Source organism: Pseudomonas sp. UBA7500 (assembly GCF_002478435.1).
Lineage (GTDB): Bacteria > Pseudomonadota > Gammaproteobacteria > Pseudomonadales > Pseudomonadaceae > Aquipseudomonas > Aquipseudomonas palmensis.
Window position 1 is genome coordinate 41,486 of the sequence record NZ_DLNW01000035.1, and the last position, 25,092, is coordinate 66,577.

The window sequence follows — 25,092 nt, forward strand, 5'->3', positions numbered from 1 at the left end:
TGACCCGCGATAAGGCCCGCAAGAGCGACCTCAGAACCGCGTCGTGGCACTCACCCCGAACGTCCTGCGATCCCCCCGCGCATCCCACGCCACATCGAACGGCAGCGGCACGCTGTCGGTCTTGTACTGCTTGTCGGTGAGGTTGTTCACATAGGCGGTGAAGTCCAGGTCATATTGCCCGCCCACATGGTACGTGGCGCTGGCATTGCCCAGTGTGTAGCCACCCTGCGACACGCTGTGGTCGGCCTGCGCGGTGGGCAGAAAGAAGATCCGGCTCTGGTAGCGCCAGTCGGTGCCCAGGGTGATGTCGTCGCCGTTCTCCAGCGCAATGCGATAACTGCCCCCCACCGCCAGCGTGCGCGACGGCGAACGTGCAATGCGGTTGCCCGAGTAGTCCACACCCCCCGATTCGAAGTCCTGCAACTCGGTATGCAGCAGCCCCAGCGAGCCATGCAGTTCCAGGTTGGCCAAGGGCAGCGCCTGCAACTCGAACTCGGCACCGCGTATCACGCCCTGGCCGCTGTTGGTCAGCAACGACACCACCTGCCCGTTGCGCACCGACACCGCGTTCACCTGGATGTCCGAATAGTCGTAGTAGAACACGTTGGCATTGGCGATCAGGCGCTCGTCGAACCACTCGCTCTTGACCCCCAGTTCGTAGGCGTCGACGTTCTCCGGCGCCACCACCGAGGCCTCGGCCTGCACCTGCGCCCCGCCGCTGAAGCCGCCGGAACGAAAGCCCTTGGCATAACGCAAGTACACCCGCGCGTTGTCGTTGAGCTGGTATTCGGGGGTGAAGTCGTAGGTCAGCTTGTTCCAGGTGCGCTTCTCGTCCTGTACCACCGTGGTCGCCAGCGGCCCGCTGTAATGCTTCCACCAGTCGTTGCGGTTGCTGAAGTCGACACTGGCAGCATCCGGCGCGGCCACCCGGCGCAGGTCGATGTCCTTGGTTTCGCGGGTCCAGCGCAGGCCGGCGGTGAAGCTCAGGTCGTCGGTGGCCTGCCAGGTGCTGCTGCCGAACAGCGCGAAGCTGTCGGTCTTCTGATCGATGTCGGTACGCCCGAAGTCGGCCACGCCGAAGGCCTGGTTGTAGGCTTCGGGGAACAGCGCATTGCTGTTGTGGCTGTCGAGCTGTTCGTGGAACAGGTGGGTGCCGACGATCCAGCTCACCGGCTGGTTCTTCGCCGACGACAGGCGCAGCTCCTGCGACACCTGCTTCCAGCGGTCGTCGTTATAGCCACGGCCGAACTCGTAGATGCTCATGTTCGGGCTCTGGGCCTTTTCGTGCACGTCGTCGAAGGCGGTGATCGAGTCCAGCTGCAGCTCGCCCAGGTCCCACTTGAGCGCCAGTTGCAGGCCGTTGTGCTCGATGCGGTCATCGGCCTTGCCGGTGAAGGCGACCTTGTCGGAGGCAGGCTTGGGCGCAGGCCCGAACAGCGTGCTGCCGCCCGGCCCGGCACCCCAGGCGCGGGCCACGATACCTTGCCCCTTGTAGTCACGGGCGTGCAGCTGCAGGGTGGCCTGCAGGTCGTCGTTGACCTGGGCCAGCAGTTGCAGGCGCAGGGCCTGGTCGTGGATGTCGCCGGCGGTATGGCCATCGACCTCGTTCTTGAGCTGGCCGTCGCTGCTCTGGTCGATGAACGCCACCCGCGCGGCCAGGCGGTCCTTGACCAGGGTATCGCCGTAGGCACCTTCGTACAGGCGCGAATTGTAGTTGCCCAGGTCGAGCTTGAAGTAGCCGTTGGCGCCGTCTTCGAAGCTTGGCTTGCGCGACACGAAGTTGATCGCGCCACCGGTGGTGTTCTTGCCCCACAGCGTGCCTTGCGGGCCGCGCAGCACCTCGACGCGCTCCATGTCGTAAAGCGGGAAGCCGGTGGCCACGTGCGGGTCGATGTACACGTCATCGGTATAGATGCCCACCGGGTACACGGTGGTCGAGGCCATGTCGCCCGAGCCCATGCCGCGGATGTACCAGCGCGGGCGCTGGTGCCCGGCGAACTCGGGGGCGATGGCGTTGGGCACGTTCTGCAGGGCCTTGCCGGCACTGAAGCCGCCGCCGCTGCGGTCGATCTGGCGGTCACTGACCACCGAGATCGCCGAGGGTACGTCCTGTACCGATTCTTCGCGCTTCTGCGCGGTCACGGTGACGGTGGGCAAGGCGTCGGCGGGCGGTGCGGCGGCAAGCGCAGCGGCGCCGTGCAACGTGGCGGCAATGGCCAGGGCAAGGGGTAGATAGGCGGTAGGGGCAGGCATGGCGGGGGTTCCGATGAGTCAGGGTAAGCGGACTATCGCAAGCGGCGTGCCAATGCTTTATGTAGTTGAATTATATGAATTTTATGGATTATTCGAACAGCGGCTGCTGACCAGGCAACAGTGTGGCAGCAGCGGGTTGTGTGCTGGGCATCAGGGCTGCTGCGCAGCCCATCGAGGGTCAAGCCCGCTCCCAAAGTGATCACCGCCACCCTGCAAGAGCGGGCTTGACCCGCGAAGCTTTTACCAGTCGTAGGTCAACTCAAGCGCCGCCGTACGCTCCTGACCGTAATAGCAGCCAAACGCATACACGCACGTCGACACATACTCCCGGTCGAACAGATTCTGCACGTTCAGGCTCGCCTGCAGGCCTTTCAACCCCAGCTGCGCCAGGTCGTAGTTGATCGTTGCGTCATACACCACGAACGACGGTGTCTTGAAGGTGTTCGCCGAGTCCCCGTAGTTCTTGCCGGTGTACCTGGCCCCTGCCCCTACTGTCAGCCCGGCCAGGCTGTCGTCGAAATGCCAGGCCACCCAGCTGCTGGCCGACCACGGTGCCTGCGCCGCGTTGCGGTTGCCCTCGTCGCCGTCGGCGCTCTTGGTGCGGAACGAATCCAGGTACGACAGCGCCAGCAGCAGGTCCACCTGCCCTACGCTGCTCTTGGCCTCCAGTTCGATACCGCGCGAGCGAATCTCGCCATCCTGGGTCTGGTACATGGGGTCGTCGCGGTCGGTGGTCAGCACGTTCTTCTGCTTGATCTGGTACACCGACGCCGTGATCAGGGTGTTGTCCTGCGGCTGGTACTTGACCCCCACTTCATACTGCTCGCCCTCGATCGGCTTGAACGAACTGGCACCACGCGCCGGTGAGCTCTTGCCCACCGACGGCATGAACGATTCGGCATAGCTCACATAGGGCGCCAGGCCGAACTCGGTGACGTAGGTCAGGCCCACTCGCTTGGTGAACTTCTTGTCCTTCTGCGGCACCTTGCGCTCTGCCGGGCTTTGCGCCAGCAGGTCGCGGTTCTCGACCTCGGCCCAGTCCTGGCGCCCGCCCAGGGTCAGGATGAAGCGGTCGAAGCGGATCTGGTCCTGCACGTACAGGCCGGTCTGCTTCACCGTGTTGTCCCACTTGGTGGTCAGGGTCGGCACGCCGTCGGTGTGGTAGTTGGTGGGGTTGTACAGGTCGATGATCTCGGCGTTGTAGAGGTTGTAGCCCTGGTAGCGACGGGTGAACTTGCGGTAGTCCACGCCGCCCAGCAGGGTGTGCTCCAGCGCCCCGGTGCTGAACGTGCCCTCCAGGTTGTTATCGATGCTGTAGGTGGTGTTGTGCTGGCGCCAGTCCAGCTTGGTGCGGGTGGCGCGGGTATCGTCGACCACGCCGTTGGCATCGGTGACGAAGCGGTTCAGGTAGAAGCCGCGGTAGCGATCGTTGACGTCGATGTAGCGTGCACTCTGACGAAACTTCAGGTTGTCGTTGAACACGTGCGACAGGTCGTAGCCGAACACCTGCTGGTCGCGGGTGTAGGCGTTCCAGTCGCTGTCGCCCAGGAACACGTCGCGGTCGATATGCTGGCCGCGGCTGTTGCGATACAGCGTGCCGATGACCGGCAGCGCCTGATAGTCCGCCGCGCCCTTGTCGCGCTGGATCTGTGCGTAGGCGGTGAACTCGGTCTGCTCGTTTGGCGCCCAGGTCAGGCTCGGCGCGATCAACGTGCGCGACTCGTCGGCATGCTCGACCTGCTCGTTGCCGCTCTTGGCCAGGCCCACCAGGCGGTAGCTCAGGGTCTTGTCGGCGTCCAGCGCACCGCCCACATCGAAGGCACCCTTGACCCGGTCATAGCTGCCATAGCTGAGCTTGACCTGATGATGGTCCTCGATGGCCGGGCGCTTGGACACCAGGTTGATCATGCCGCCCGGCTGGTTCTGGCCGTACAGCACCGAAGCCGGGCCCTTGAGCACTTCGATGCGTTCAAGCAGGTAGGGGTCGATCTGCGGCGCGCCGCCCAGGCTGCCGGCATACGGCAGGTAGGCGCCATCCAGGTACAGCAGGGTCGGCGCAAAGCCGCGGCTGCCGATCTCGTCGGCGATGGTGTTGCGGTCGGTGTAGCCGTTGGTACTCAGCCCCGGCGTATAGCGCAACGCCTGGGTCAGGTTGCGAGCGCCCTGGGTCTGCACTTGGGCGGCGGTGACCACGTTGACTGCCTGGGGGATTTCGAGGATCGGCGTGTCGGTCTTGGTGGCCGTGGCGCTGCGGGTGGCCACGTAACCTTCCACCGGGCCGCGCGCGTCTTCCAGGCTGCGGCCATCGATGGCGGTGGGCGCCAGGTTGAGCGCGGCGCCATCGCTCAACGGGTACAGGCTCCAGGTGCCGCCGCGGGTGCTGCCCAGCCCCAGGCCAGTGCCGGTCAGCGCCTGGCGCGCGGCCTGTTCGGCAGTGAAATTACCGCGTACCGCAGCGGCACGCTTGCCCTCCAGCAGCGCCGGGCTTACCGACAGGGTGTGCCCGCCTTCGCGAGAGATACGGCTGAGCGTCTCGCCCAGCGGCCCGGCCGGCAGGTCGAAACGGTGCACGGCACTGCTGGCCGCGATGGCGTTGTCGGCCTGCGCAGGCATCGTCGACAGCGGGCCAAGGGCGATGGCCAGGGCCAGCAGCCCTGGGCGGAAAGTCATGTGTGACATGGTGGCAAGGTGCTCGTTGTAGGTTGGCATTCAACGAGCAAGACCGACGAAAACGCCAACCCCCTCACACCGGGTGCAAAAAAATCAGCGCGCCTCTATTCGGGTCAGCCAGCCGCCGTACTGCTCCAGGCGAATCGGCAAGGTCTCGGCCAATGCGTGCAGGGTGGCATCGCTGTCATCCAGGCTGAACACCCCGAACACCCGCACCTGCGCCGCCTGCGGGCTTGTGCGCAGCAGCCCCGGACGATAGCGGCGCAGCACTTCGACCACCTCGCCCAAGGGCTCGTCGTGTACCACCAGTTGCCCGCTCTGCCAGTCGGCGCGGCTGCGCAGCGACACTGCTTCGGGGTGGATACCCTGCGCATCGAAACGCGCCGCCTGGCCCTGTTCGACAACGCTGCTGGCGCCCCCACGGGTGGTCAGTCGCACGCTGTGCTGCTGCACTGCCACCAGGCTGTGGTCACGGCTCTGGCGCACCAGGAACTGCGTACCCAAGGCACGCGCCTCGCCGTGCGCCGTGGCAATCACGAAGGGCCTCGCGGCATCGGCCGCCACCCTTACCAGCACCTCACCTTCACGTATCAGCACACGGCGCTGCGCAGCGTCGAAGCGAATGTCCACGGCGCTGCGCGCGTTGAGCAACAGTTCGCTGCCATCGGCCAGGGTCACGCGCTTGCGCTCACCCGTGGCACTGTGCAGATCGGCAAACAGGCCTTCGAGCGGTGTCAGACGGTTGGCGATGCCGCCTGCACCCAGCCCCAGCAGCATCGCCAGGCCGCCACCCAGCACCTTGCGCCGGCCGTGCACGGGCGCCGCCAGCAAGCTGCGACTGGCGGCCTGGCGCTGGCCGGGGCTGCGCGCCTCGGCTTCTTCGAGGCTGGCCAGCGGCTGGCTGAGCAGTGCATTGACCCGCTGCCAGGCGTGGCGGTTGGCCGGGCTGGCCGACAGCCAGGCTTCGAAGGCCTGATGCCGCGCATCGCCGGGCGGTACCGATTCCAGCCGCAGCAACCAGTCGACCGCCGCCTGGGTGGCCGAATCCACCTTGGGCACGCTCATGGGCCCACCACGCTCAGGCAATGCACAAAGGCGCGGCGCAGGTCGCGCTCCACCGTCGCCAGCGACACGCCCAGTTGCTCGGCTATTGCCGGCTGCGACAGGCCTTCCAGACGATGCAGCACGAACGCCTGGCGCACCCGCAGCGGCAGGCCCGCCAGCAGACGGTCGATGCTCTCGATGGCCTCGCGCACCAGGGCCAGGTCTTCTTCAGAGGGGCTGAAGCTGTCGGGCAGCAAAGCCAGCTGCTCCAGGTAGGCGCGCTCCAGGCTACGGCGGCGCCACAGGTTACGCAGCAGATGGCGCGCCACGGTGGCCAGGAAGGCCCGGGGCTGCTCCAGCTGTGGCAACTGCTGCGAGCCCAGAGCGCGCACGAACGTGTCCTGGGTCAGGTCGGCGGCATCCTGCGGGCAGTGCAACTGGCGATACAGCCAGCCGCGCAGCCAGCGGTAGTTGTCGCTGTAGAGCGCGGTGAACAGGGCGTTGGGGTCTGAAGGCGTGGGCACGCTGGGCAAATCCGACACGAATGGTAATTTGTCTCATTATCATGTTGATGTTTTGCCGTGAAAGCAATGCTGCCCTGCGACAACGCCTTGATTTAAGGTAGGCGCTTGCTGCCACCCACCAGGAGCCTGCCGATGATCCGCCCCGCCACCGCCCACGACGTTGCACCTGTACAGGCACTGATCGAGGCTGCCTATGCGCTGTACATTCCACGCATCGGTGCCAGGCCGGGGCCGATGCTGGAGGATTACGCCGCGCTGATCGCCCAGGGTCGGGTCGAGGTGTTCGAAGAGCAGGGTCAGGTGCTCGGTGTGCTGGTGCTGATCGCCCAGGCCGATGGCCTGTTGCTCGACAATGTCGCGGTAAGCCCGGCCGCTCAGGGCCGCGGGCTGGGGCGACAACTGATGGCGCATGCCGAAGCGCGTGCCCGGCAGTTGGGGCTGGAGGTGGTGCGGCTGTACACCAATGAAGCGATGAGCGAAAACCTGGGGCTGTATGAGCGGCTGGGTTATCGCGAAACCCACAGGGCAGTGCAGGCGGGGTTTCGGCGGGTGTTCATGGAGAAGCGGCTGGGCGACTGAAGTGCCTGGCCGGCAAGGCCGACGCCTACAGGCGTAGCGCTGAACCTGTAGGCGCCGGCCTTGCCGGCGAAGGGGGGTCTCAGTCTTCCAGCGGCTTGGGCGGTGCAGCCGGCTTGGCGGGCTTGGCCGGTTTGGCATGCTTGCCCGGCTTGCCCTCTGGCGCAGGCTCGGCGGCGGGCGCTGCGACCGTCGGCGCCACAATGGCCTTTTCGCTGGCCGGCAACTGGTCGACCGCCGCGAAGATCTGCTCCGGCTCCACCGTGCCGTCATGCTCGATGATGTGCTTCTCGCCGTCCTTGCCCACCAGTACCACCTGGGTGCCCTTGCGCGCGCCCAGGCTGAGTTCGCGAATCAGCGCCATGGTGGTCTGCTGCTCAAGGTTCTTGTCGTCACGCTTGCCGACCATGCCCGCTACGCTGTAGAGCACCAGGTTGCGCTCCTCGAACTTGCTCTTGGTCGCCGGGTCCTTGAGGGCCTCGTTCAGGGTGCGCAAGGTCGGGTCGGCGGTGCTGGGGGCAATCACGATCAGGGGTCTGGACTTGCCCAGGTCAACGGCCAGGGGCGCGTCGTCGGCGAGCAGCGGGCTGGCGACTGCCAGCAGGGTGGCGAAGGTCAGTGACCGAACAAGCATGTGCATCTCCTTCTTGTTTCCATGCACCAAAGACTACAGATCAAAGCGAAAGATCCGAGCGAGCCTAAACGACTGCCCGCATGTGTGGACGTTTACAAAAGTAACTTTCGGTTTCAAGGGTAGCTGTGCATGTGCAGAGGATAGCTGAAGGTCAGGGATGTGTCGGGCCACTGGCCCCTCCGCCGGCCAGGCCGGCTCCTGCAGGTTCGCTAAATGGTGGTGTGCAGAGGCGCAACAGCCCCATCAGAACAACCCCATCTGCCGATCGATCAGGGTGCTGAAGTCATCCCCCACAAACGGCAGTATCGCATCGGCCACCGGCTGCAGTTGCCGGGTCAGGTAATGCTCGTAGTCGATGCCGTTGCGCCGGTTTTCCAAAGGCTCGGGCCCGGCCAGGGTCATCACGTAGCTGATCCACCCGCCATTCTGGTACTGGCGTGGCCGCCCCTGGCTGTCGTTGAACTCGTCGGCCATGCGCGCCGCCCGCACATGCGGCGGCACGTTGCGCTGGTAGTCGTCCAGGGGCCGGCGCAGGCGCTTGCGGTAGACCAGCTGATCGTCCAGCTCGCCGGCCAGGGTGCGCTGCACGTAGTCCTTCACATAGGCCTGGTGCGGCCTGCGCTCGAAAATGCGCTGGTACAGCTCCTGCTGAAAGTGCTGGGCCAGCGGCGACCAGTCGGTACGCACGGCCTCCAGGCCCTTGTAGACCATCTCGTCGGGCCCGCCCTCGCGGTGCACCAGGCCCGCATAGCGCTTCTTGCTGCCCTCCTCGGCACCGCGGATGGTGGGCATCAGAAAGCGCTTGTAGTGGGTTTCGTACTGCAGCTCCAGCGCACTGTCCAGGCCGTACTCATCGCGCAGGTGCTCGCGCCACCACTGGTTGACCTGCTGCACCAGGGCACGCCCGATCTCCCCGGCCTGCGCCTCGTCATGGGCCCGCTTGAGCCACACGAAGGTCGAGTCGGTATCGCCGTAGATCACCGTGTAGCCCTGGGCCTCGATCAGCTCGCGGGTGCGGCGCATGATCGCGTGCCCGCGCATTGTGATCGACGACGCCAGGCGCGGGTCGAAAAAGCGGCAGCCACTGGAACCAAGCACCCCGTAGAAGGCGTTCATGATGATCTTCAGCGCCTGCGACAGCGGCGCATTGTGTTCGCGCTTGGCCTGCTCGCGGCCCTGCCACACCCGCTCGACGATGGCCGGCAGGCAATGCCGGGTGCGCGAGAAGCGTGCGCCGCGAAAACCCGGCACCGAGTGTTCGTCATCCGGCTCGCGCAGGCCCTCGACCAGGCCGATGGGGTCGATCAGAAAGGTGCGGATGATCGACGGGTACAGGCTCTTGTAGTCCAGCACCAGCACCGACTCGTACAGGCCGGGGCGCGAATCCATCACGAAGCCGCCGGGGCTGGCCTCGTCCGGGCGCCCGCCCAGGCTTGGGGCGACAAAGCCCTGGCGGTGCATCAGCGGTATGTACAGGTGACAGAACGCCGCCACCGAACCGCCGCTGCGGTCGGCCGGCAGGCCGGTGACCGTGGCGCGTTCGAGCAGAAAGGTCAGCAGCTCGGTCCTGGCGAAGATGCGCGTGACCAGCTCGCAGTCCTTGAGGTTGTAGCGCGCCAGGGCCGGCTTGTCCTCGGCGAACATGCGGTTGATTTCGTCCATGCGCTGGTACGGCGTATCGATGGCCTTGCCTTCGCCGAGCAGGGTCTGGGCGACGTTCTCCAGGCTGAACGAGGGGAAGCTCCAGGTCGCCGACCGCAGCGCCTCGATGCCGTCGATGATCAGGCGCCCGGCAGCGGCGGCAAAAAAGTGCGTGCGGCTGCCGTGCTCGCGCCATTCCATCACCTCGCCGCCGCGCCCCAGGCGCAGCGGCACCTGCAACTGCTGGGCATGGGCGTGCAGCACGCGCAGGTCGAACTGAACCAGGTTCCAGCCGATGATCGCGTCGGGGTCGTGCCGGGCCATCCAGTCGTTCAGGCGCTCCAGCAGCTGGGCACGGCTGGCGCAGTACTCCAGGTCGAAGTCCACGCCACTGGCGTCGCCGTTGGCCGGGCCGAGCATGTACACCTGGCGCTGGCCACAACCTTCCAGGGCAATCGAGTACAGCTCGCCGCGCTCGGTGGTCTCGATGTCCAGCGACACCAGGCGCAGGTTCGGCCGGTAGTCCGGGGCCGGCTTGAGCTGGGCGTCGAGCAGCAGGCCGTCGGCATCGGGGCGGCCGCTGAACGTCACCGGGGCAGTGATGAAGCGCTCCATCAGGTAGCGCTCGGGCGGGCGGATGTCGGCTTCCAGCAGGTCGACGCCCGCGGCGCGCAGGCGTTTTTCCAGCTGCATCAGCTGGCGATGCTGGCGGCAGTACAGGCCCAGCACCGGTCGGTGGCGGAAGTCGCACAGCGCCAGCTCGCGCAGCTCGACGTCGCGTTCGGTGCGCAGCACCGCCTCGACATGGGCACGCTGGGTGGCGGCGACGAACGCCACCGACGTCTGCACGGGCAGGCGCAACTGGCGCGGGCCCTGGTCGGTCGCCAGCCAGAACTCCACGCATGTGCCCTCTGGCGTATCCCGCCAGTGCCGGGTCAGGACAAAGCCCTGTTGAACCTCCACCGCTGCAACCTCGTACCCCTGTCAATGCGCCGATTCTACCTGATAGTGCCGGGCTTACCCGGCATTGCGCCGCCCCAGCGGAAAACCGTGCCGGTGCGAACGCAGGGTCAGGGTCAACGCCAGCCCCACCAGCGCCAGCAGCAGCCACGGGAAACTCTGCACGCCCCAGTGGCTCAGCAGCACGCCGCCCACCAGCCCGGCCACGGCGATGGCCAGGTTCCACACTGTGACGATCATCGACTGCGCCACGTCCGCGCCCTCGCCCGCCGCATCGGCACTGGCGGTCTGCAGCAGGGTGCCGGCGCCGCCGAAGCTCAGGCCCCACAGCGCCACACTGAAGTACACCAGCAGCGGCGCACCGGTAGCCAGGCCCAGCAGCACCGACGCCACGCCGAAACCGACCAGGCTGCCCAGCACCAGCCGGCGCAGGTGGCGGTCGATCAGCACGCCCACCACGCCAATCCCCACCAGCGCGGCGCAGCCGAACAGCAGCAGTACCGGGCCGGTGCTGCCGGCCATGCCGCCGGCCTGCAGAAACGGCACGATGTAGGTGTACAGCACGTTGTGCGCCAGCACCCAGGTGAAGATCACCGCCAGCACCGCGCTCACCCCGGGGGTGGCCAGCACCTGACCGATGGCGGCACGCCTGCCGGCCGGCAGGCCGTCGAAGTCCGGCACGCTGAGCAGCACCCAGCCCATCAGCACCAGGGTCGCCAGCGACACCAGCACGAAGGTGCTGCGCCAGCCCAGCAGGTCGCCCAGCCAGGTGCCCGCCGGCACCCCCAGCGACAGCGCCAGGGGCGCGCCGATCATGGCCACCGCCATCGCCCGGCCCTGCTGGCTCACGCTGACCATGCGCCGTGCGTACCCGGCGATCACGCCCCACGCCAGGCCGGCCGCCACCCCGCACATGAAGCGCGCCGCCAGGGTCAGGGTGTAGTGCTCGGACACCGCCGTCACCGTGTTGAACACCCCGAAGCCGAGCACCGCCAGCATCAGCACCCTGCGTCGGCGCCAGCCCTGGGTCAGGGTCACCAGCGGGATCGCCGCCAGCAGCGAGCCCAGCGCATAGGCCGTGACCAGTTGCCCGGCCATCGCCTCGCTGACCTGCAGGCCGCTGGCGATGTGCCCCAGCAGGCCGGCCGGCAGGGTCTCGGTGAGAATCGCGATGAAGCCGGCCATCGACAACGCCAGCAGGCCGGACAACGGGAACGCCGGTTCGGCCTCCACCCCTGCTGCGGCCTGGGCCGGGCAACTGCTCTGGGACATGGTGCAAACTCCTGAAATAAAAAAGTGACTGCACGGTAATCCTTCCCGCCACTGCGGAAAAAGACGGGTAGAATTCCGCACAATCCGGACACACCTGTCCGCAATCGGAGAACGACCATGGACAGCCTCAGCGGCTTCGTGGTGTTTGTGAAAGTGGCCGAAACCCGCAGTTTCGTGGCCGCCGGCAAGGCCCTGGGGGTCAGCGCCTCGGCGGTGGGCAAGCGCGTGGCGCGGCTGGAGAGCCGGCTGGCGGTACGCCTGTTCCACCGCAGCACCCGCAGCATCACCCTCACTGCCGAGGGCGCGCTGTTTCTGGAGCGCAGCCGGCGCATCCTGGCCGAAATCGAAGCCACCGAAGCCGAGCTGTCCCAGGCCAGCCAGGCCCCGCGCGGCAAGCTGCGGGTGAGCCTGCCCCAGGTCAGCAGCATGATCGTGCCGCTGCTCAGCGACTTCATCGGGCAGTACCCGCAGATCGAACTGGACCTGGACTTCAGCGACCGCATGGTGGATATCGTCGGCGAAGGTTTCGACGTGGTACTGCGGGCCGGCGAACCCTCCGATTCGCGTCTCAATGCCCGCCGCCTGGGCGACTTCCGGCATGTGCTGGTGGGCTCGCCGGCCTACTTCGCCGAGCACGGCACACCGCGCCATCCCCGCGAGCTGGCCCGTCACGCCGGGCTGCACTACCGCTTCCTGACCACCGGCAAACTCCAGCGCTGGCCACTGCGCCGCGCCGACAACGGCGCCGACCACGAGGTGCCGGTGTCGATGGTGTGCAACCACCTGGAAACACGCATCTGCTTTGCCATGCGCGGCCACGGTATCGCCTGCCTGCCGGACTTCACCATCACCCAGCAACTGGAACGCGGCGAATTGGTGACGGTACTGGATGAACACCTGGACCACGGCGGTTGTCTGTACCTGTTGTGGCCATCGGGGCGACAGATGTCGCCCAAGCTGCGGGTATTCATCGACTTCATGGAGCAACGGCTGTTTGCCCCGGTGCCGCCAACCGCTAGAATGCCGACCCAGGAGCCCCACCCAACCATGGATAGCCGGATACCGACATGACCAGCGCTGCCCTTTTTTCGCGGATGGAACGTTAACGTGTTTTCTGCCTGTCGCTACATCAGCCTGCTCTGTCTGCTGCCCGCCCTGGCCCTGGCCGATGAGGTGCGCATCGACCCCCACGCCGACCTGCTGTACCGCCAGGCCCTGCCGTTTCTGGAGCAGGCCGATGCACGCAGCCGTGCCCTGCCACTGACCCCCGAGCCCGGCGACCAGGAGCTGATCGGCGAGGTCGAGGCGCTGGGGCGCATCCTGGAACCGGCGGTGGCGCTGCTGCGCAAGGCGGCCGAACTCGACCACCCGGTGGCGCAGTACCGCCTGGCGCTGTTCTACATCACCTACCTGCCGCAGAACGACATCGCCAGGTCCGCCTGCCCGCTGCTCGAAGCCAGCATTCGCCAGGGCTTCGCCCCGGCCGCCCTGGGCATCACCACCTGGTGCCCGGCCTTCAGCGACAGCGCCGACTACCGCCAGGCGCTGGAACGCATACCGCTGAACAACACCCTGTACGCCCCCTATTACCCGCAGCCGGCGGTGCGCCTGGAATGCAATCGCCAGCAGCCCCAGGGGCTGAACATGCAGTGGGGGCGCCAGCGTGACTTCCAGGCCGAGGTCTACCGCCTGCTGGGCACCATCGACCCGGGCCAGCGCCTTACCTACTACCAGAAGGCCGTCGACATCAATGGCTGCCTGCCGGCGCAGCGACGCCTCACCAGCCAGCGCTGAAGTACGCGGGCACCGCAAGATCGTACAAGGCAAGCGCCCACGGCTCTGGCATCCTGTGCAACCGACCCCAAGCGTGTGTTGTCATGTCCCGTTCTGCCGTTGCCCGCACTGCCTACATCCAAGGCTCGATCGCCTGCCTGCCGCTGTCGCTGGCGGTGGCCCCCTGGGGGCTGCTGGCCGGTTCCATGGCCATCGAGGCCAACCTCACCCCGCTCGAAGGCCAGGGCCTGTCGGCCATCGTGTTCGCCGGCGCCGCGCAACTGGTGGCCATCGGCATGCTCAAGGGCGGCGCCAACCTGTTCTCGATCCTGCTCACCACCCTGCTGCTGACCTCCCAGCACCTGCTGTACGGCCTGTCGATGCGCCCGGTGATCGCCGACCTGCCGCTGCGCTGGCGGCTGGGCCTGGGCTTTCTGCTGACCGACGAATTCTTCGCCCTCACCAGCCAGTACGACCGCCAGCAGTTCAACCGCTGGTACGCGCTGGGCGTGGGCCTGACCTTCTACATTGCCTGGAACCTGTTCACCCTGGCCGGCATCGTGCTGGGGCGCAACATCCCGCACCTGGACCAGCTGGGCCTGGACTTCTCCATCGTCGCCACCTTCGTGGCGCTGATCGCGCCGCTGGTACGCAACCTGGCCACTGTGGTGTGCGTGGCGGTGGCCCTGTTCAGCTCGGTGCTGTTCAGCTACTGGCACTGGGAAACCGCGCTGGTGCTGGCCGGGCTGCTGGGCATGAGCGCAGGCTTCATCTGCCAGAAACTGACCGGAGCACGCACATGATCATGCTGCTGATCGTTGCCATGGGCCTGCTGGTGTTTCTCAACCGCTACGCCTTTCTCGAACCCCGCCTGCCGTTGCGCCTGAGTTCCAATGCGCGGCAGTTCCTGGGGTTTGCCGTGCCAGGCATGCTCACCGCCATCTGCGGGCCGATCGTGTTCATGCCTGACCACCAGCTCGACCTGAGCCTGGCCAACCCCTACCTGCTGGGCGCGGTCGTGGCCGTCGTGCTGGTGCTGTGGACCCGCAGCGTGCTGCTGAGCATGTTGCTGAGCATGGGGTTGTTCTTCGTGCTGCGCTGGTGGTTGAACGGCGCCCCATGAAAACCGTGCTGCGTGAACAGACCCGCCTGTGGCAGGCCCAGGCACTGGGCGACATCGAGATGCTGCATGCGCGCTACGTGCAGCAGCGCTTCGCCCCGCATGTGCACGAAGGCTACGTGATCACCATCATCGAGTCCGGTGCACAGCGCTTCTGGCACCGTGGCAGCGAGCACCTGGCGCCCGAGGGCAGCATGGTGCTGATCAACCCGGACGAGCTGCACACCGGTGCCAAGGCGCATGCCCATGGCTGGCGCTACCGTGGCTACTACCCCGAGCAGGAGCGCATCACCTCGGTGCTGGACGAGCTGGAGCTCAAGCGCGGCGGCCTGCCCATCTTCAAGGCCAGCGTGCTGCACGACCCGCAGCTGGCGCGTGCCTTCAGTGGCTTGCACAGCCTGGCCGAGCATGGCGCCAGTGCGCTGGAGCAGCAGACCGCGTGGCGCGAGGCGGTGTTGCTGCTGGTGCAGCGTCATGCCGGGGCGCGCGAGGCGCGGGCACCGGGGCAGGAGCCGCAGTCGGTGGCCAGGGCCAAGGAGCTGATGGAAAGCCGGCTGGCCTACCCGCCGTCGCTGGAGGAGTTGGCGGTTGCGGTGGGGTTGTCGCCGTTTCATTTTGCCCGGGTGTTTCGCCAGGCTACCGGCCTGCCGCCGCATGCCTGGCTCAAGCAGCGCCGGCTGAGCCGTGCGCGGGAATTGCTCAAGGCTGATTGCCTGCCGTTCAACGTTGCGTTTGCGCTGGGGTATTCGGACCAGAGTCATCTGAACCGGCAATTCAAGCAGGCGTATGGCGTGACGCCGGGGGAGTATCGGCGGGCGTGTTCGGTGTAAGGTGCCGGGCTGCCCCCACGACCTGGAGCCAATGCAGGAGCCGGCCTTGCCGGCGAAGGGGTCAGCCCCTCACCCATGCACCCAGCGCCGATGCAGCCCTCGCGCCAGTGCATCCAGCATGAAGCCCAGCACCCCGATCACCAGCACCATCGCCATCAGCTCCGAGTACGCCAGCCGGTCGCGGGTATCCAGAATGAAATACCCCAGCCCCGCACTCACCCCGAGCATCTCGCACGGCACCAGCACGATCCACACTATGCCGATGGCCAGCCGCACGCCGGTCAGCACATGCCCCACCACCCCCGGCAGGATCACCTTGCGCAAGGTCTCCCAGCGCGTGGCGCTCAGGCTGCGGCTCAACTGCAACCAGCGCGGGTCGAGCTGACGCACACCCGCCGCCGTGTTGAGCAAGATCGGCCACAACGCGGCAAACGCCAGCAGGAAGTAGATCGGCGCATCACCCACCCCCATCAGCATCACCACCACCGGCATCCACGACAGCGGCGAGATCATGCGCAGGAACTGGAACGCCGGGGTGGTCGCCGCGTCCAGGCGCCGGTAGCTGCCCACCAGCAAACCCAGCGGCACGCCCACCAGCAACGCCAGCACCAACCCCACCAGAATGCGCTTGAGGCTCACCGCCACATGCTCGTACAGCTCGGCATGCCCCAAAAGCTCCAGCAGGCTGGCAAAGGTGGCCTGCGGCGCAAACCGCAAGGCCAGCCCGTCACCGCCGAACAGCACGATCCCACCCCACCACAGCAACAACAGCACCAGCAGCCCGGCGATACCCAGGGCCGCGTGTTTGACTGGCTTGACCATCAGACCGCGAACTCCTCGCTGCGCTCGAAGCTGTCGGGCAAGCCGAAGGCCTTGAGCCCGCCAACGGCACCGATGGCGTTGCGCACGAAGCGGTCATCCACCAGGTCGCGGGCGGTCTGTTGCGGGTCCAGTGCGGCCAGGAAGCCCTTGTCGCCTTCGATCAGGGTGTCCTTGAGGCGGCGCACCAGTTCCTCGGTGTAGCTGGGGAACGGGTACGGCTGGAAGTCGATGCGCTGCTCGTCCCACTGCGCATGCCGGATCGCCCCGCTCTGCACATACTGTTCGCGGCTGTCGGCAGCCGGCGTGAGCACCCGGCCCAGCACCTCGGGGGCATGCGGGGTGTAGCGGTTGGCACCGCTCTTGGACAGAATCTGCGCCGCCTCGGCGCGGTGGTCGCGGGTCCACAGCTGGGCCTTGACGATGGCGTTGACCACCTTCTGCGACCACTCGGGGCGGTTGTTCAGGTCGTGCTCGTGCATGAACACCACGCAGCACGCATGGTTGCGCCACACGTCCCCGGTAAAGCGCTGCACGCGCCCGACCTTGAGTTCCTCGGCCAGGGCATTGAACGGCTCGGCGACGATGTAGCCGGCAATGCGCTTGCTGGCCAACGCCGGCGGCATGTCCGAAGGCGGCAGCACCACCAGGTTGACCTCGTTGGCCGCCACCGCAGCCGCCGCCGCCCGCGACACCGGCTGCAAGCCGTTATCACGGAACAGTTGCTGCACCACCACGTTGTGAATGGAGTACCAGAACGGGATCGCCACCGTCTTGCCGCCCAGCTGCTTCACCTCGGTGATGTCCGGGGCCACGGTCAGCCCCGAGCCGCCCACGTGGTTCCAGGCCACCACCTTGGCCGGCACCTTGCTGCCGTAACGCGCCCATACGGTCATCGGCGACAGCAGGTGGATCACGTTGACCTGCCCGGAAATGAACGCCTCGATCACCTGCGCCCAGCTGCGCAGCAGCACCGGGCGCTCGGCCTTGATGCCCTCGGCCTCGAACAGGCCGTTGTTGTGCGCCACCAGCAGCGGCGTGGCGTCGGTGATCGGCAGGTAGCCGATGCGCACCGGCGCATCCGGCTCGGCGGCGGCACGCGCCTGCAGGCTGCTCAGCAGCGGCATCGCACCGGCGGCACTGAGCACCGCGCTGAGTTTGAGAAAATCACGACGAGTGTGGGTGAAGTCGTCCAGGCACATGGGCAGTCTCCGACGGCGTAGGCAAAGAATCGGTTGGGGAAGTGTGGGTGCGGCTCGCCCGCCGAAGGGTCTTGAGAATCTCGATGCGCAACGCGCCCAGCGCCTCGACCTGCTGCTCACGCGGGTGCGCCAGGTCGATGGGCCATTGGCCGAGGGTCCGCGCCGGGTGGTCGCCCAGTAGCAGGATGCGGTCGGACAACAGCAGGGCCTCGTCGATATCGTGGGTGATCAGCACCGCAGCGGTGCCGTGTTCGGCGATCACGCTCAGCAGCAGTTGCTGCATGTCGGCGCGGGTCACTTCGTCCAGCGCGCCAAAGGGCTCGTCCAGCAGCAGTACATGGGGCTGGCGCGCCAGGCAGCGCGCCAGCGCGGTGCGCTGGGCCATGCCGCCGGACAACTGCGCCGGGTAATGCTGGCGTGCATGCTGCAGGCCCACGGCGGCGATCGCATGGTCGATGCGCGCCTCGCGCTCGGCCTTGGCCAAACGCGGCTGGCGAGCGAAATCCAGGCCGAAGGCAACGTTGCTTTCCAGGCTCAGCCAGGGCAGCAGGCTGGGGTCCTGGAACGCCACCGCCACCCGTGGATGCGGGCCGTCCAGCGGCTCGCCGAGCAGGCTCACGCGACCATCGCGCGCCGCCTGCAAGCCGGCCAGTACCCGCAGCAGGCTGGACTTGCCCACCCCGCTGGGGCCCAGGATCGACACCACTTCGCCCGGCGCCAGGTCCAGGTCGAAGCCTTCGAGCAGGGTTTGCCAGCCCTGTTCGCGGGCGTAGCCCAGGCTGATACCGCGGGCCTGCAGTACCACCTTGCTCATGCTGCGCGTGCCTGGCGTTGCAGCTCGGCGCGCAGTTGCACCAGGCTCGGGGTCACGATCGGCACGAACGCCGACTCGCGCCAGCGCCGCGCAAAGCCTGCGCCGTACTCGCTCAGGTAGGCCTTGCCGCCGCTGGCCTGCAGCTCCAGTTGCAGCGCCTCGCCAACGATCTCGGCCAGGCTGATGCGCACCTTGAACAGCGACGCCGGGTTGCCCAGGAAGCGCCCGTCGAGCAGGCCGGCCTTGAGCTCGCTCACCACATCGGCCAGCAGCTCGCGCTGCGCCTCGAGGGTTTGCGCCAGCACCGAACGCACCCCCTGCAGGTGCCCCTGCGCTTCCTGCAAGGCGCGGCGGGCCAGGCCGATGGCCATGCCGCACTGCAGGCCCAGGAACGCCGGGCGCACCGCCGGCAGGAACTGCCGGGCATCCTCATGCAGCAGCCAGTCGCGGCCCAGGGCCACCTGATCGAAATCCAGCGCGGCGGTATTGCTCGACTGCAGGCCCATCAGTTGCAGGTCGGGGGAGCGCTGCACCCCCGCGATGCCGTCGGGGATCGCCACCACGAACGGTGCACCGCCTTCGGCGCGGTCGATGGCGGCCGCCACCACGAAGCCGCCCTTGCGCAGGTTGGTGACCCAGTGCAGGCGCCCGTTGAGCGCCCAGCCCTGCTCGCCGCGCGCCGTGGCGCTGACCTGCAGCGACTCGATGCCGGACAGAAACTTCATTGCGTTGGAGAGCCCGGTGGCACCGGCCAGCTCACCGCTGAGCAACGACGGCAGCAGGCGCTCGCGCAGGGCGCTGTTGGGGCTGTGCAGCAGGTATTCGATAAAGGCCCGCTGGCCCCAGAACACGAAGGCGGCGGCCAGCGAATAGCTGGCAACGCTGGCCACGGTTTCCACGGCGTCGGCCACACTGGCGCCGCTGCCGCCCTGACGCGGGTCCACACCCACACCCAGCACCTTGGCTGCGGCCAGTTGCCCCAGCACCTGCTGCGGGTCGCACCGGCCCTGGTCGAGCGCCTCGGCATTGGCCTCCAGCCAGTGCTGCAATACGGGATCAAGCATGTTCTTTCCTCCTTAGAACAGGGCGCCAGCCACACACTGGCGCCACGGGGCTCACTGAGCGTCGGCCTGCCAGCGATACTTGGCCAGCTCGTCATTGAGCGGCGTGCGCGCAAACACGTTGGCGAAATTGCACAGCGTGGCCAGGCTCACCCCCAGGATAACTTCCAGGGCATGGCCTTCGGTGTAACCGGCCTCGCGAAACTCAGCGTAGGTGGCATCGCTCACATTGCCACGGGTGGCAATCACTTCGCGGGCAAACTTGGCCAGGGTTTCGAGCCTGGGCGATGGTAACTCGCCGCGCGCACGCAGGGCCTGCACCACTTCTTCGGGCAGCTTGGCCTTGTTCAGCGCCACCGCCGTATGGCCGGCCACGCAGAAGTCGCAGCCGTGCTGGGTGGCGGCAATCAGCTGCACCACTTCGCGCTCGGCCAGGCTCAGCTCGGCCTTGCCATTGAGCGCCGAAACCGTCACATAGGTTTCCAGCGCGGCCGGCGCGTTGGCCAGCACGCCCAGCAGGTTGGGAATGAAGCCGGAATTCTTCTGCGCGTTCTCCAGGAACGGGCGCGCGGCTTCCGGGGCGCTTTGCACGGTGTGTAGAGTGATGCGTGACATGGCGTGGTCTCCTGCATACTGAAGGTGTTCGCCAAGTCTGTTGGTTATAAGAAAACCGATCCATATTCTATAGTCGCGATTACTTGCTCCTGAGTGTTTCCATTAGATGATTTCTTCCAGCGTTTTGGTCGATTGGTTATTAGAGCGTCTGGAACTGGACGCCAGCCTGTTCCATGTGGGGCGCTACTGCGGTGGCTGGCACGCCAGCACCCAGGGCCTGGCCCGGGCCAGCTTTCATGTGGTGGTGCAGGGCCACTGCTGGCTGCACATCGACGGCCAGCCCGAGCCGCAGCGGCTGGAGGCCGGCGAGGCGGTGTTCCTGCTGCGCGACCTGCCCTATCGCCTGTCCGACAGCGCCGACAGCGACACCGCGCGCTGCCAGCCGCGCATCCCGATGCAGGCACTCGACAGCCAGGCGGCGGATGGCGTGGGGCTGGTGTGCGGGTTCTTTCACTTCCAGCCGGGGCTGTCGTCGCTGATGGCCGAGTCGCTGGCCGACTGGATCATCCTGCGCACCGGCGACCCGTCGCTGCAGGCGGCGCGGGCGCTGTTCGAGCTGATCCTGGAGGAATGCCAGCGCACCCCCGCACCCTCCTCCACCCTGCTGGAGCGCCTGAGCCAGTTGCTGTTCTTGTACGTGCTGCGCCAGCAGGTGAGCGACAACCAGGACCTTGGCGGCCTGGTCGCCCTGGCCCGTCACCCGGCGTTCGCCCCGCTGCTGGAGCAGTTGATCGAACACCCCGAACAGCCCTGGTCGCTGGAGAGCATGGCCGCCTGCACAGGGCTGTCGCGCTCGGCCTTCTTCAAGCGTTTCAACGAGCTGGCCGGCCAGTCGCCGGGCCAGGTGCTGCTGGCGCTGCGCATGCGTCACGCCTGCCAGTTGCTCAAGGCCAACAACACCGTCGAACAGGTCTGCGCAGCGGTGGGCTACCAGTCCATCGCCGCCTTCACCCGGGCGTTCGGCAAGGCCATCGGCGTGCAGCCCGGCGCCTACCGCCGCCAGCACGAGGGCCGCTGAAACAAAGGCTGTGCGGTAATCGAACAGAACCCGTCGTCGCCCCCTAAAGTCATGCGCCGCGCCTCCGATAGCAGCCTACCCACCGCACAGAGTGGGGGTATTTTTTACTGCCAGGAGTAATGCCCGCATGCTTGCCGACCTCAAGATCCGCACCGGAATGTTCTGGGTGCTGCTGCTGTTCAGCGCCACCCTGCTGTTTTCCACCGTCAGCGCCTGGCGGGCGGCGGTGGGCAGCGACGCGCAGATCAACGAGCTGGACCAGACCGCCCAGCAGTCCGACCGCCTCAACAACGCGCTGCTGATGGCGATTCGCGCCAGTGCCAACGTGTCGTCGGGCTTTATCGAGCAGCAAGGCGGCCACCTCGACAGTGCCAAGGCGCGCCTGGCCATGTCGCAAAAGCTGCTGGGCGACAGCCAGGCGCTGGTCGACGCCTTCGTCACCAACACCCATGAGCCGGCGCAAAAGGCCCTGGCCCAGGACCTGCAGCGCACCTTCGCCGACTATGCCAACGCCGTGGCCGGGCAGCGCGCCGCCACGCTCAAGGGCTCGCTGGACGACTACTTCACCGTCAACGTGGATGCCGGCAACGCCATGCGTACCCTGCAGGCGCTGCGCCAGCAACTGGTGGCAGCCCTGGCCGAGCGCAGCCGGCAGATCATGGCCGAGTCCGACCAGCGCCTGGCCACGGCCCAGTGGCTGAGCGTGCTGCTGGGGCTGTTGACCCTGGTGCTGGCCGCCGTGTGCTGGGCCTTTATCGTCGCCCGTGTGCTGCGCCCGCTGCGCGAGGCCGGCGTGCATTTTCAGCGTATTGCCGGGGGCGACCTGAGCGTGCCGGTGACGGTGCGCAGCCACAACGAGATCGGCCAGCTGTTCGCCGAACTGGCGCGCATGCAGCACAGCCAGCGCGATACCCTGGGGCAGATCACCGCCTGCGCCACGCAGCTGTCCAGCGCCGCCCAGGCCCTGGACAGCGTGACCGAGCAGAGCACCCAGAGCCTGCGCCAGCAGGACCAGGAGCTGGAACAGGCCGCCACGGCGGTTACCGAGATGACCACGGCGGTCGAGGAAGTGGCGCGCAATGCGGTGTCCACCTCCCAGGCGGCCAGTGCCTCCAATGCCTTGGCCGAACAGAGCCGCCAGCAGGTCGCCGACAACATCGACGGCACCCAGGCCATGGCTCGCGAAGTGGCGATCAGCGGCGAGCGCCTGCAACAGCTGGCGGTGCAGATCCGCGAGATCGGCACGGTGCTGGAGGTGATCCGTTCAGTGTCGGAGCAGACCAACCTGCTGGCGCTCAATGCCGCCATCGAGGCGGCGCGTGCCGGCGAGGCCGGGCGCGGGTTTGCGGTGGTGGCCGATGAGGTCAGGACCCTGGCCTACCGCACGCAGCAATCGACCCAGGAAATCGAGCAGATGATCAACAGCGTGCAACAGGGCACCCAGGCGGCGGTGGACTCGATGCAGGCCAGTACCGGCCGCGCGCAGTCCACGCTGGGCATCACTCAGGCGTCAGGCCAGGTGCTGGAGGGCATCTACACGGCCATCGGCCAGATCAACGAGCGCAACCTGGTGATTGCCAGCGCGGCAGAAGAGCAGGCCCAGGTGGCCCGCGAGGTGGATCGCAACCTGCTGAACATTCGTGAATTGTCGGGCCGCTCGGCGGCGGGCGCCGAGCAGACCCGCGTCGCCAGCCATGCGCTGTCGCAGCTGGCCACGCAACTGACCACGCTGGTCACGCGTTTTATCGTCTGAGGTGCGGCGCCGGTTCGCTGGCAAAGCCGGCGCCTACAGGGCACCGCGCCCCTTCAGAACCACTCCCGACGCTCCTCGAACGCGGCCCGGATCATGGTCACCAGCACCTGCACCAACGCCGCCTGCGCCGCACGCTCATGCACCGCCAGCCACACCGTGCGGCGCATCGGCGCCTCCAGCAACCCCGGCAATGCCAGCAGGCCACGGTCCAGCTGCGCCGCATAATGCGGCAGCAAGCCGATGCACGCGCTGCACTTGATCAACTGGCTGAACAGGTCGTAGCCCGGCACCCGCGTCACCCCCGCCTCGCGCTCGTTCAACAGGCGGTTCCACGGCGCCAGCGCCGCCACCTGGGCTTCGCCCTGCCACTGCACCAGCATGTAGTCGCGCAGGTCGTCCCGGCACACCGGCCGGTTGCTCTCGCGCGAATAGCGCTTGGCAATGTGCGGGTGATACTCCAGCTGCGCCAGGCGCGTCGGCGCCTCGCCGGCAAACCCCGGCAGCGGCACGCTGCCCGCCTCGTCATCGAGCCACAGCACCACATCGGCCTGCGCCAATCCCTGTGCATCCAGGCCGCTGACGTCCAGGCGGATCCCGGCGTTCTGGCGCACGAAGGCCACCAGGTTGCGCGCCAGAATGTCCTGCATGATCGGCTCGGCCACCGCCAGGCGCACCAGCACCGGCGCATCCAGCGCGGTCATGGCCTGTGGCTTGCTGCTCAGGCTCGACTGCAGCAACGCCTGCAACTGGCGCCCCTCGCGGCTGAGCACCAGGGCATGGCCGCGGTTGACGAACAATGGATACCCCACCCGCGCTTCCAGCTGCGCCAGCTTCTTGCGCAACAGGGTGGACTTGAGGTTGAGGCTGCGCGCAGCCTGCATGAAGCAGCCGCACCGCGCACTGGCCAGAAAACAGCTGAGCATCTGCTCGTCCTGCACCCAGCCCAGCCCGGCCCGCACCTTGGCCAGCGGCTCGGCCGGCGGATAATCGGGCACGTAGTGCGGCATATCGAACATCGGCATCCTCGCCTCCTGCCGGGCCCCGGCCAGGGCCCGCTCTTCCTTGATCGGCGCCGCCTAGCGGCTGGCGTCCATGACCTGATTGAGCGCAGCGCCATCGATACTCAGCGTCGCGCTGTTGAACATGCCGTCCACGTAGGCCCGGGCCACCTGTTCCTGGCGCTGGGCCCGCAACAGGTCACGCAGGCTGTCGCGCACCTCGTCCAGGCTGGCCACACGCGGCGGCTGCACCTCGATGAGCTTGACGATGTGAAAGCCCGCCGCACTCTGCAATGGCTCGCTCACCGCCCCTTCCTTGAGCTGCGGCACCGCATCGCGCACCTGCGGCAGCAACTGGCTCAGCGGCTGCAAACCACTGTCGCCGCCACGCTGCGCACTCTCGCGGTCCTGCGAGTTGGCCCTGGCCAGCGCGGCAAAGTCGGCATTGGCAGCCTGGGCCTGCTTGCTCAGGGCCAGCGCCTGCTTGCGCACGCGTGCCACCGACTGCTCGTCCGGCACCGCCAGGAAGATCTGGCTCAGGTGATAGCGCGTGGGCAGTTGCAGGCTGGCCTTGCCGTTCTCGTAGGCCGCCTGCAGTTCAGCCTCGCTGGGGTAGTCGGCCGGTACCTGGCTGACCGAGTTCAGGTAGTCGCGCAGCACGATCTGCTCCACCACCGCATGGGTCTGCGCCTGCACATCGGGACGCTCCGACCAGCCCTGGGCCTGGGCCTGCTGGTACAGCGCCTTTTCCGCCAGGCGCGAGCGAATCCAGCCCTCCAGGGCCTGGCGATTGCCGCTCAGTTCCTCGCGCGCCGGCGCCGGCAGCTTGGCGAACAGCGCCTTGAGCTCCTCCACGCTGACCTGCTGGTCGCCCAGGCGCGCCAGCGCCGGCCCCGCATCGCTCGCCACAGCGGCAACCGCCGGCGCTTTCGCGCTGGCTGCCACCGGGTCATCCCCCGTGCGCAGTGCCAACACCACTGCCACGCCCAGAACGGCCAGCGCGCCCGCGCCGGCCCACAGCGTACGTCGAGTCACGAAGCGCTCACCGCTTCAGCCCCGGCCACCGCCTCGTCCTGCACCTGGGCCACGTTGCGGCTGTAGTCGCGCAGGTACACGATGAACTCCTGCAGCAGGCGGTCCCACAGCACCAGGCTGCCCAGCAGGTGCTTGTGGCTGACGCCGTCGGCCACCATCACGTCCATCTCCATCACCAGGAACTCGCCCTGCACCGACAGCCGCGCGAAGCGGCGCGACACGTTCCAGCGTTCGGCCAGCCCGGCCGGCAGCTCGCCCTGGATGCGCAGGGCGCAGCTGTAGGTGAAGTCGAGGAACTCGCCCTCGCGCTCGGCACGGTTGCCAAAGCGCACCGCATAGCCCACGCCCTGGCTGGCACTGAGCAGTTGCACCACGGCATTCTGCTCGCTGCGATTGACTCGGCAACCTGCATCCTGCAACAGGGTGGTCAGAGAGTCGGCGCTGACGGTTTCAATCAGTTGGTTGTCGCTCATGGCTTCG

At 67.2% G+C, this 25,092-nt stretch carries 23 protein-coding genes; 8 read left to right on the plus strand and 15 right to left on the minus strand.

Annotation, left to right across the window (positions count from 1 at the left end):
- Positions 1–30 precede the first annotated feature (30 nt).
- From B4I46_RS15795 to B4I46_RS15810, 4 genes are all read right to left on the minus strand, one after another.
- Complete coding sequence (locus tag B4I46_RS15795) at positions 31–2,253, minus strand: TonB-dependent receptor (RefSeq protein WP_258659257.1); 2,223 nt, start codon at positions 2,251–2,253, stop codon at positions 31–33.
- A 240-nt stretch (positions 2,254–2,493) separates the two neighbouring features.
- On the minus strand, positions 2,494–4,932 hold the full coding sequence (locus B4I46_RS15800) for a TonB-dependent siderophore receptor (protein WP_286900926.1): 2,439 nt from the start codon (positions 4,930–4,932) through the stop codon (positions 2,494–2,496).
- A gap of 84 nt (positions 4,933–5,016) precedes the next feature.
- The gene (locus tag B4I46_RS15805; RefSeq protein WP_286900927.1) at positions 5,017–5,988 is read right to left on the minus strand and encodes a FecR family protein; all 972 of its coding nucleotides are present in this window, start codon (positions 5,986–5,988) and stop codon (positions 5,017–5,019) included.
- Positions 5,985–6,491: a sigma-70 family RNA polymerase sigma factor gene (locus B4I46_RS15810; RefSeq protein WP_043860201.1), complete on the minus strand. Its 507-nt coding sequence runs from the start codon at positions 6,489–6,491 to the stop codon at positions 5,985–5,987. Before B4I46_RS15810 ends, B4I46_RS15805 begins: the two co-directional genes overlap by 4 nt.
- 132 nt (positions 6,492–6,623) lie before the next feature.
- Between B4I46_RS15810 and B4I46_RS15815 the strand changes: the two genes are divergently transcribed.
- Positions 6,624–7,070: a GNAT family N-acetyltransferase gene (locus tag B4I46_RS15815; RefSeq protein WP_058541143.1), complete on the plus strand. Its 447-nt coding sequence runs from the start codon at positions 6,624–6,626 to the stop codon at positions 7,068–7,070.
- Positions 7,071–7,149: 79 nt separating this feature from the next.
- Here the strand turns inward: B4I46_RS15815 and B4I46_RS15820 are convergent, their stop codons facing one another.
- The 3 genes from B4I46_RS15820 to B4I46_RS15830 form a co-directional block, all read right to left on the minus strand.
- Entirely contained in the window at positions 7,150–7,701 is a 552-nt protein-coding gene (locus tag B4I46_RS15820) for a DUF4174 domain-containing protein (RefSeq protein WP_043860195.1), read from the minus strand.
- A 243-nt stretch (positions 7,702–7,944) separates the two neighbouring features.
- Complete coding sequence (locus B4I46_RS15825) at positions 7,945–10,305, minus strand: DNA polymerase II (protein ID WP_054916068.1); 2,361 nt, start codon at positions 10,303–10,305, stop codon at positions 7,945–7,947.
- A 54-nt stretch (positions 10,306–10,359) separates the two neighbouring features.
- A complete protein-coding gene (locus B4I46_RS15830; protein ID WP_282362301.1) occupies positions 10,360–11,574 on the minus strand; it encodes an MFS transporter in 1,215 nt (404 codons plus the stop codon).
- Positions 11,575–11,691: 117 nt separating this feature from the next.
- On the opposite strand from B4I46_RS15830, the gene B4I46_RS15835 reads away from it, so the two are divergent.
- The 5 genes from B4I46_RS15835 to B4I46_RS15855 all read left to right on the plus strand — a co-directional run bounded on the left by B4I46_RS15835 (position 11,692) and on the right by B4I46_RS15855 (position 15,297).
- Positions 11,692–12,645, plus strand: coding sequence for a LysR family transcriptional regulator (locus B4I46_RS15835; RefSeq protein WP_078480214.1), 954 nt, complete (start codon positions 11,692–11,694; stop codon positions 12,643–12,645).
- 36 nt (positions 12,646–12,681) lie between these two features.
- Positions 12,682–13,368: a hypothetical protein gene (locus tag B4I46_RS15840; protein WP_043860192.1), complete on the plus strand. Its 687-nt coding sequence runs from the start codon at positions 12,682–12,684 to the stop codon at positions 13,366–13,368.
- An 83-nt stretch (positions 13,369–13,451) separates the two neighbouring features.
- Positions 13,452–14,150 (plus strand): AzlC family ABC transporter permease, encoded by a 699-nt coding sequence (locus B4I46_RS15845; RefSeq protein ID WP_043860191.1) that lies wholly within the window; start codon positions 13,452–13,454, stop codon positions 14,148–14,150.
- Positions 14,147–14,470 carry an AzlD domain-containing protein gene (locus tag B4I46_RS15850; protein ID WP_054916070.1) on the plus strand — a complete coding sequence of 108 codons (324 nt, stop codon included), beginning with the start codon at positions 14,147–14,149 and terminating at the stop codon, positions 14,468–14,470. Before B4I46_RS15845 ends, B4I46_RS15850 begins: the two co-directional genes overlap by 4 nt.
- Positions 14,467–15,297 (plus strand): AraC family transcriptional regulator, encoded by an 831-nt coding sequence (locus B4I46_RS15855; RefSeq protein ID WP_054916071.1) that lies wholly within the window; start codon positions 14,467–14,469, stop codon positions 15,295–15,297. Before B4I46_RS15850 ends, B4I46_RS15855 begins: the two co-directional genes overlap by 4 nt.
- Before the next feature lie 69 nt (positions 15,298–15,366).
- Here the strand turns inward: B4I46_RS15855 and B4I46_RS15860 are convergent, their stop codons facing one another.
- The 5 genes from B4I46_RS15860 to B4I46_RS15880 are packed head-to-tail and all read right to left on the minus strand — an operon-like array spanning position 15,367 to position 19,808.
- Positions 15,367–16,119, minus strand: coding sequence for an ABC transporter permease (locus B4I46_RS15860; protein ID WP_058541148.1), 753 nt, complete (start codon positions 16,117–16,119; stop codon positions 15,367–15,369).
- Positions 16,119–17,318, minus strand: coding sequence for an ABC transporter substrate-binding protein (locus tag B4I46_RS15865; protein ID WP_286900930.1), 1,200 nt, complete (start codon positions 17,316–17,318; stop codon positions 16,119–16,121). Before B4I46_RS15865 ends, B4I46_RS15860 begins: the two co-directional genes overlap by 1 nt.
- The gene (locus B4I46_RS15870) at positions 17,284–18,132 is read right to left on the minus strand and encodes an ABC transporter ATP-binding protein (protein ID WP_043860186.1); all 849 of its coding nucleotides are present in this window, start codon (positions 18,130–18,132) and stop codon (positions 17,284–17,286) included. The genes B4I46_RS15865 and B4I46_RS15870 overlap by 35 nt, the downstream gene beginning before the upstream one ends.
- The gene (locus B4I46_RS15875; protein WP_058541149.1) at positions 18,129–19,196 is read right to left on the minus strand and encodes an acyl-CoA dehydrogenase family protein; all 1,068 of its coding nucleotides are present in this window, start codon (positions 19,194–19,196) and stop codon (positions 18,129–18,131) included. Before B4I46_RS15875 ends, B4I46_RS15870 begins: the two co-directional genes overlap by 4 nt.
- Before the next feature lie 51 nt (positions 19,197–19,247).
- A complete protein-coding gene (locus tag B4I46_RS15880; protein WP_043860184.1) occupies positions 19,248–19,808 on the minus strand; it encodes a carboxymuconolactone decarboxylase family protein in 561 nt (186 codons plus the stop codon).
- Positions 19,809–19,914: 106 nt separating this feature from the next.
- Between B4I46_RS15880 and B4I46_RS15885 the strand changes: the two genes are divergently transcribed.
- Both B4I46_RS15885 and B4I46_RS15890 read left to right on the plus strand, forming a co-directional pair.
- Positions 19,915–20,826 (plus strand): AraC family transcriptional regulator, encoded by a 912-nt coding sequence (locus B4I46_RS15885; protein WP_043860183.1) that lies wholly within the window; start codon positions 19,915–19,917, stop codon positions 20,824–20,826.
- A gap of 127 nt (positions 20,827–20,953) precedes the next feature.
- Positions 20,954–22,579, plus strand: coding sequence for a methyl-accepting chemotaxis protein (locus B4I46_RS15890; RefSeq protein WP_286900931.1), 1,626 nt, complete (start codon positions 20,954–20,956; stop codon positions 22,577–22,579).
- A 53-nt stretch (positions 22,580–22,632) separates the two neighbouring features.
- Here B4I46_RS15890 and B4I46_RS15895 read toward each other — a convergent pair whose 3' ends face one another.
- Genes B4I46_RS15895 through B4I46_RS15905 form a run of 3 tightly spaced genes read right to left on the minus strand, consistent with a single transcriptional unit; the run spans position 22,633 to position 25,085 of the window.
- The gene (locus B4I46_RS15895; RefSeq protein ID WP_088515436.1) at positions 22,633–23,601 is read right to left on the minus strand and encodes a LysR family transcriptional regulator; all 969 of its coding nucleotides are present in this window, start codon (positions 23,599–23,601) and stop codon (positions 22,633–22,635) included.
- A gap of 54 nt (positions 23,602–23,655) precedes the next feature.
- Positions 23,656–24,612, minus strand: a complete 957-nt coding sequence (locus B4I46_RS15900; protein WP_058541152.1) for a peptidylprolyl isomerase — start codon at positions 24,610–24,612, stop codon at positions 23,656–23,658.
- Positions 24,609–25,085, minus strand: coding sequence for a YbjN domain-containing protein (locus tag B4I46_RS15905; RefSeq protein ID WP_043860180.1), 477 nt, complete (start codon positions 25,083–25,085; stop codon positions 24,609–24,611). The genes B4I46_RS15900 and B4I46_RS15905 overlap by 4 nt, the downstream gene beginning before the upstream one ends.
- Between the last annotated feature and the right edge of the window lie 7 nt (positions 25,086–25,092).

Coding starts and splice junctions, on each gene's coding strand:
- B4I46_RS15805 (WP_286900927.1), bottom strand. CDS start 5,988: ATGAGCGTGCCCAAGGTGGATTCGGCCACCCAGGCGGCGGTCGACTGG.
- B4I46_RS15860 (WP_058541148.1), bottom strand. CDS start 16,119: ATGGTCAAGCCAGTCAAACACGCGGCCCTGGGTATCGCCGGGCTGCTG.
- B4I46_RS15830 (WP_282362301.1), bottom strand. CDS start 11,574: ATGTCCCAGAGCAGTTGCCCGGCCCAGGCCGCAGCAGGGGTGGAGGCC.
- B4I46_RS15850 (WP_054916070.1), top strand. CDS start 14,147: ATGATCATGCTGCTGATCGTTGCCATGGGCCTGCTGGTGTTTCTCAAC.
- B4I46_RS15890 (WP_286900931.1), top strand. CDS start 20,954: ATGCTTGCCGACCTCAAGATCCGCACCGGAATGTTCTGGGTGCTGCTG.
- B4I46_RS15895 (WP_088515436.1), bottom strand. CDS start 23,601: ATGCCGATGTTCGATATGCCGCACTACGTGCCCGATTATCCGCCGGCC.
- B4I46_RS15870 (WP_043860186.1), bottom strand. CDS start 18,132: ATGAGCAAGGTGGTACTGCAGGCCCGCGGTATCAGCCTGGGCTACGCC.
- B4I46_RS15800 (WP_286900926.1), bottom strand. CDS start 4,932: ATGTCACACATGACTTTCCGCCCAGGGCTGCTGGCCCTGGCCATCGCC.
- B4I46_RS15875 (WP_058541149.1), bottom strand. CDS start 19,196: ATGCTTGATCCCGTATTGCAGCACTGGCTGGAGGCCAATGCCGAGGCG.
- B4I46_RS15885 (WP_043860183.1), top strand. CDS start 19,915: ATGATTTCTTCCAGCGTTTTGGTCGATTGGTTATTAGAGCGTCTGGAA.
- B4I46_RS15815 (WP_058541143.1), top strand. CDS start 6,624: ATGATCCGCCCCGCCACCGCCCACGACGTTGCACCTGTACAGGCACTG.
- B4I46_RS15845 (WP_043860191.1), top strand. CDS start 13,452: ATGTCCCGTTCTGCCGTTGCCCGCACTGCCTACATCCAAGGCTCGATC.
- B4I46_RS15820 (WP_043860195.1), bottom strand. CDS start 7,701: ATGCTTGTTCGGTCACTGACCTTCGCCACCCTGCTGGCAGTCGCCAGC.
- B4I46_RS15795 (WP_258659257.1), bottom strand. CDS start 2,253: ATGCCTGCCCCTACCGCCTATCTACCCCTTGCCCTGGCCATTGCCGCC.
- B4I46_RS15865 (WP_286900930.1), bottom strand. CDS start 17,318: ATGTGCCTGGACGACTTCACCCACACTCGTCGTGATTTTCTCAAACTC.
- B4I46_RS15835 (WP_078480214.1), top strand. CDS start 11,692: ATGGACAGCCTCAGCGGCTTCGTGGTGTTTGTGAAAGTGGCCGAAACC.
- B4I46_RS15905 (WP_043860180.1), bottom strand. CDS start 25,085: ATGAGCGACAACCAACTGATTGAAACCGTCAGCGCCGACTCTCTGACC.
- B4I46_RS15880 (WP_043860184.1), bottom strand. CDS start 19,808: ATGTCACGCATCACTCTACACACCGTGCAAAGCGCCCCGGAAGCCGCG.
- B4I46_RS15855 (WP_054916071.1), top strand. CDS start 14,467: ATGAAAACCGTGCTGCGTGAACAGACCCGCCTGTGGCAGGCCCAGGCA.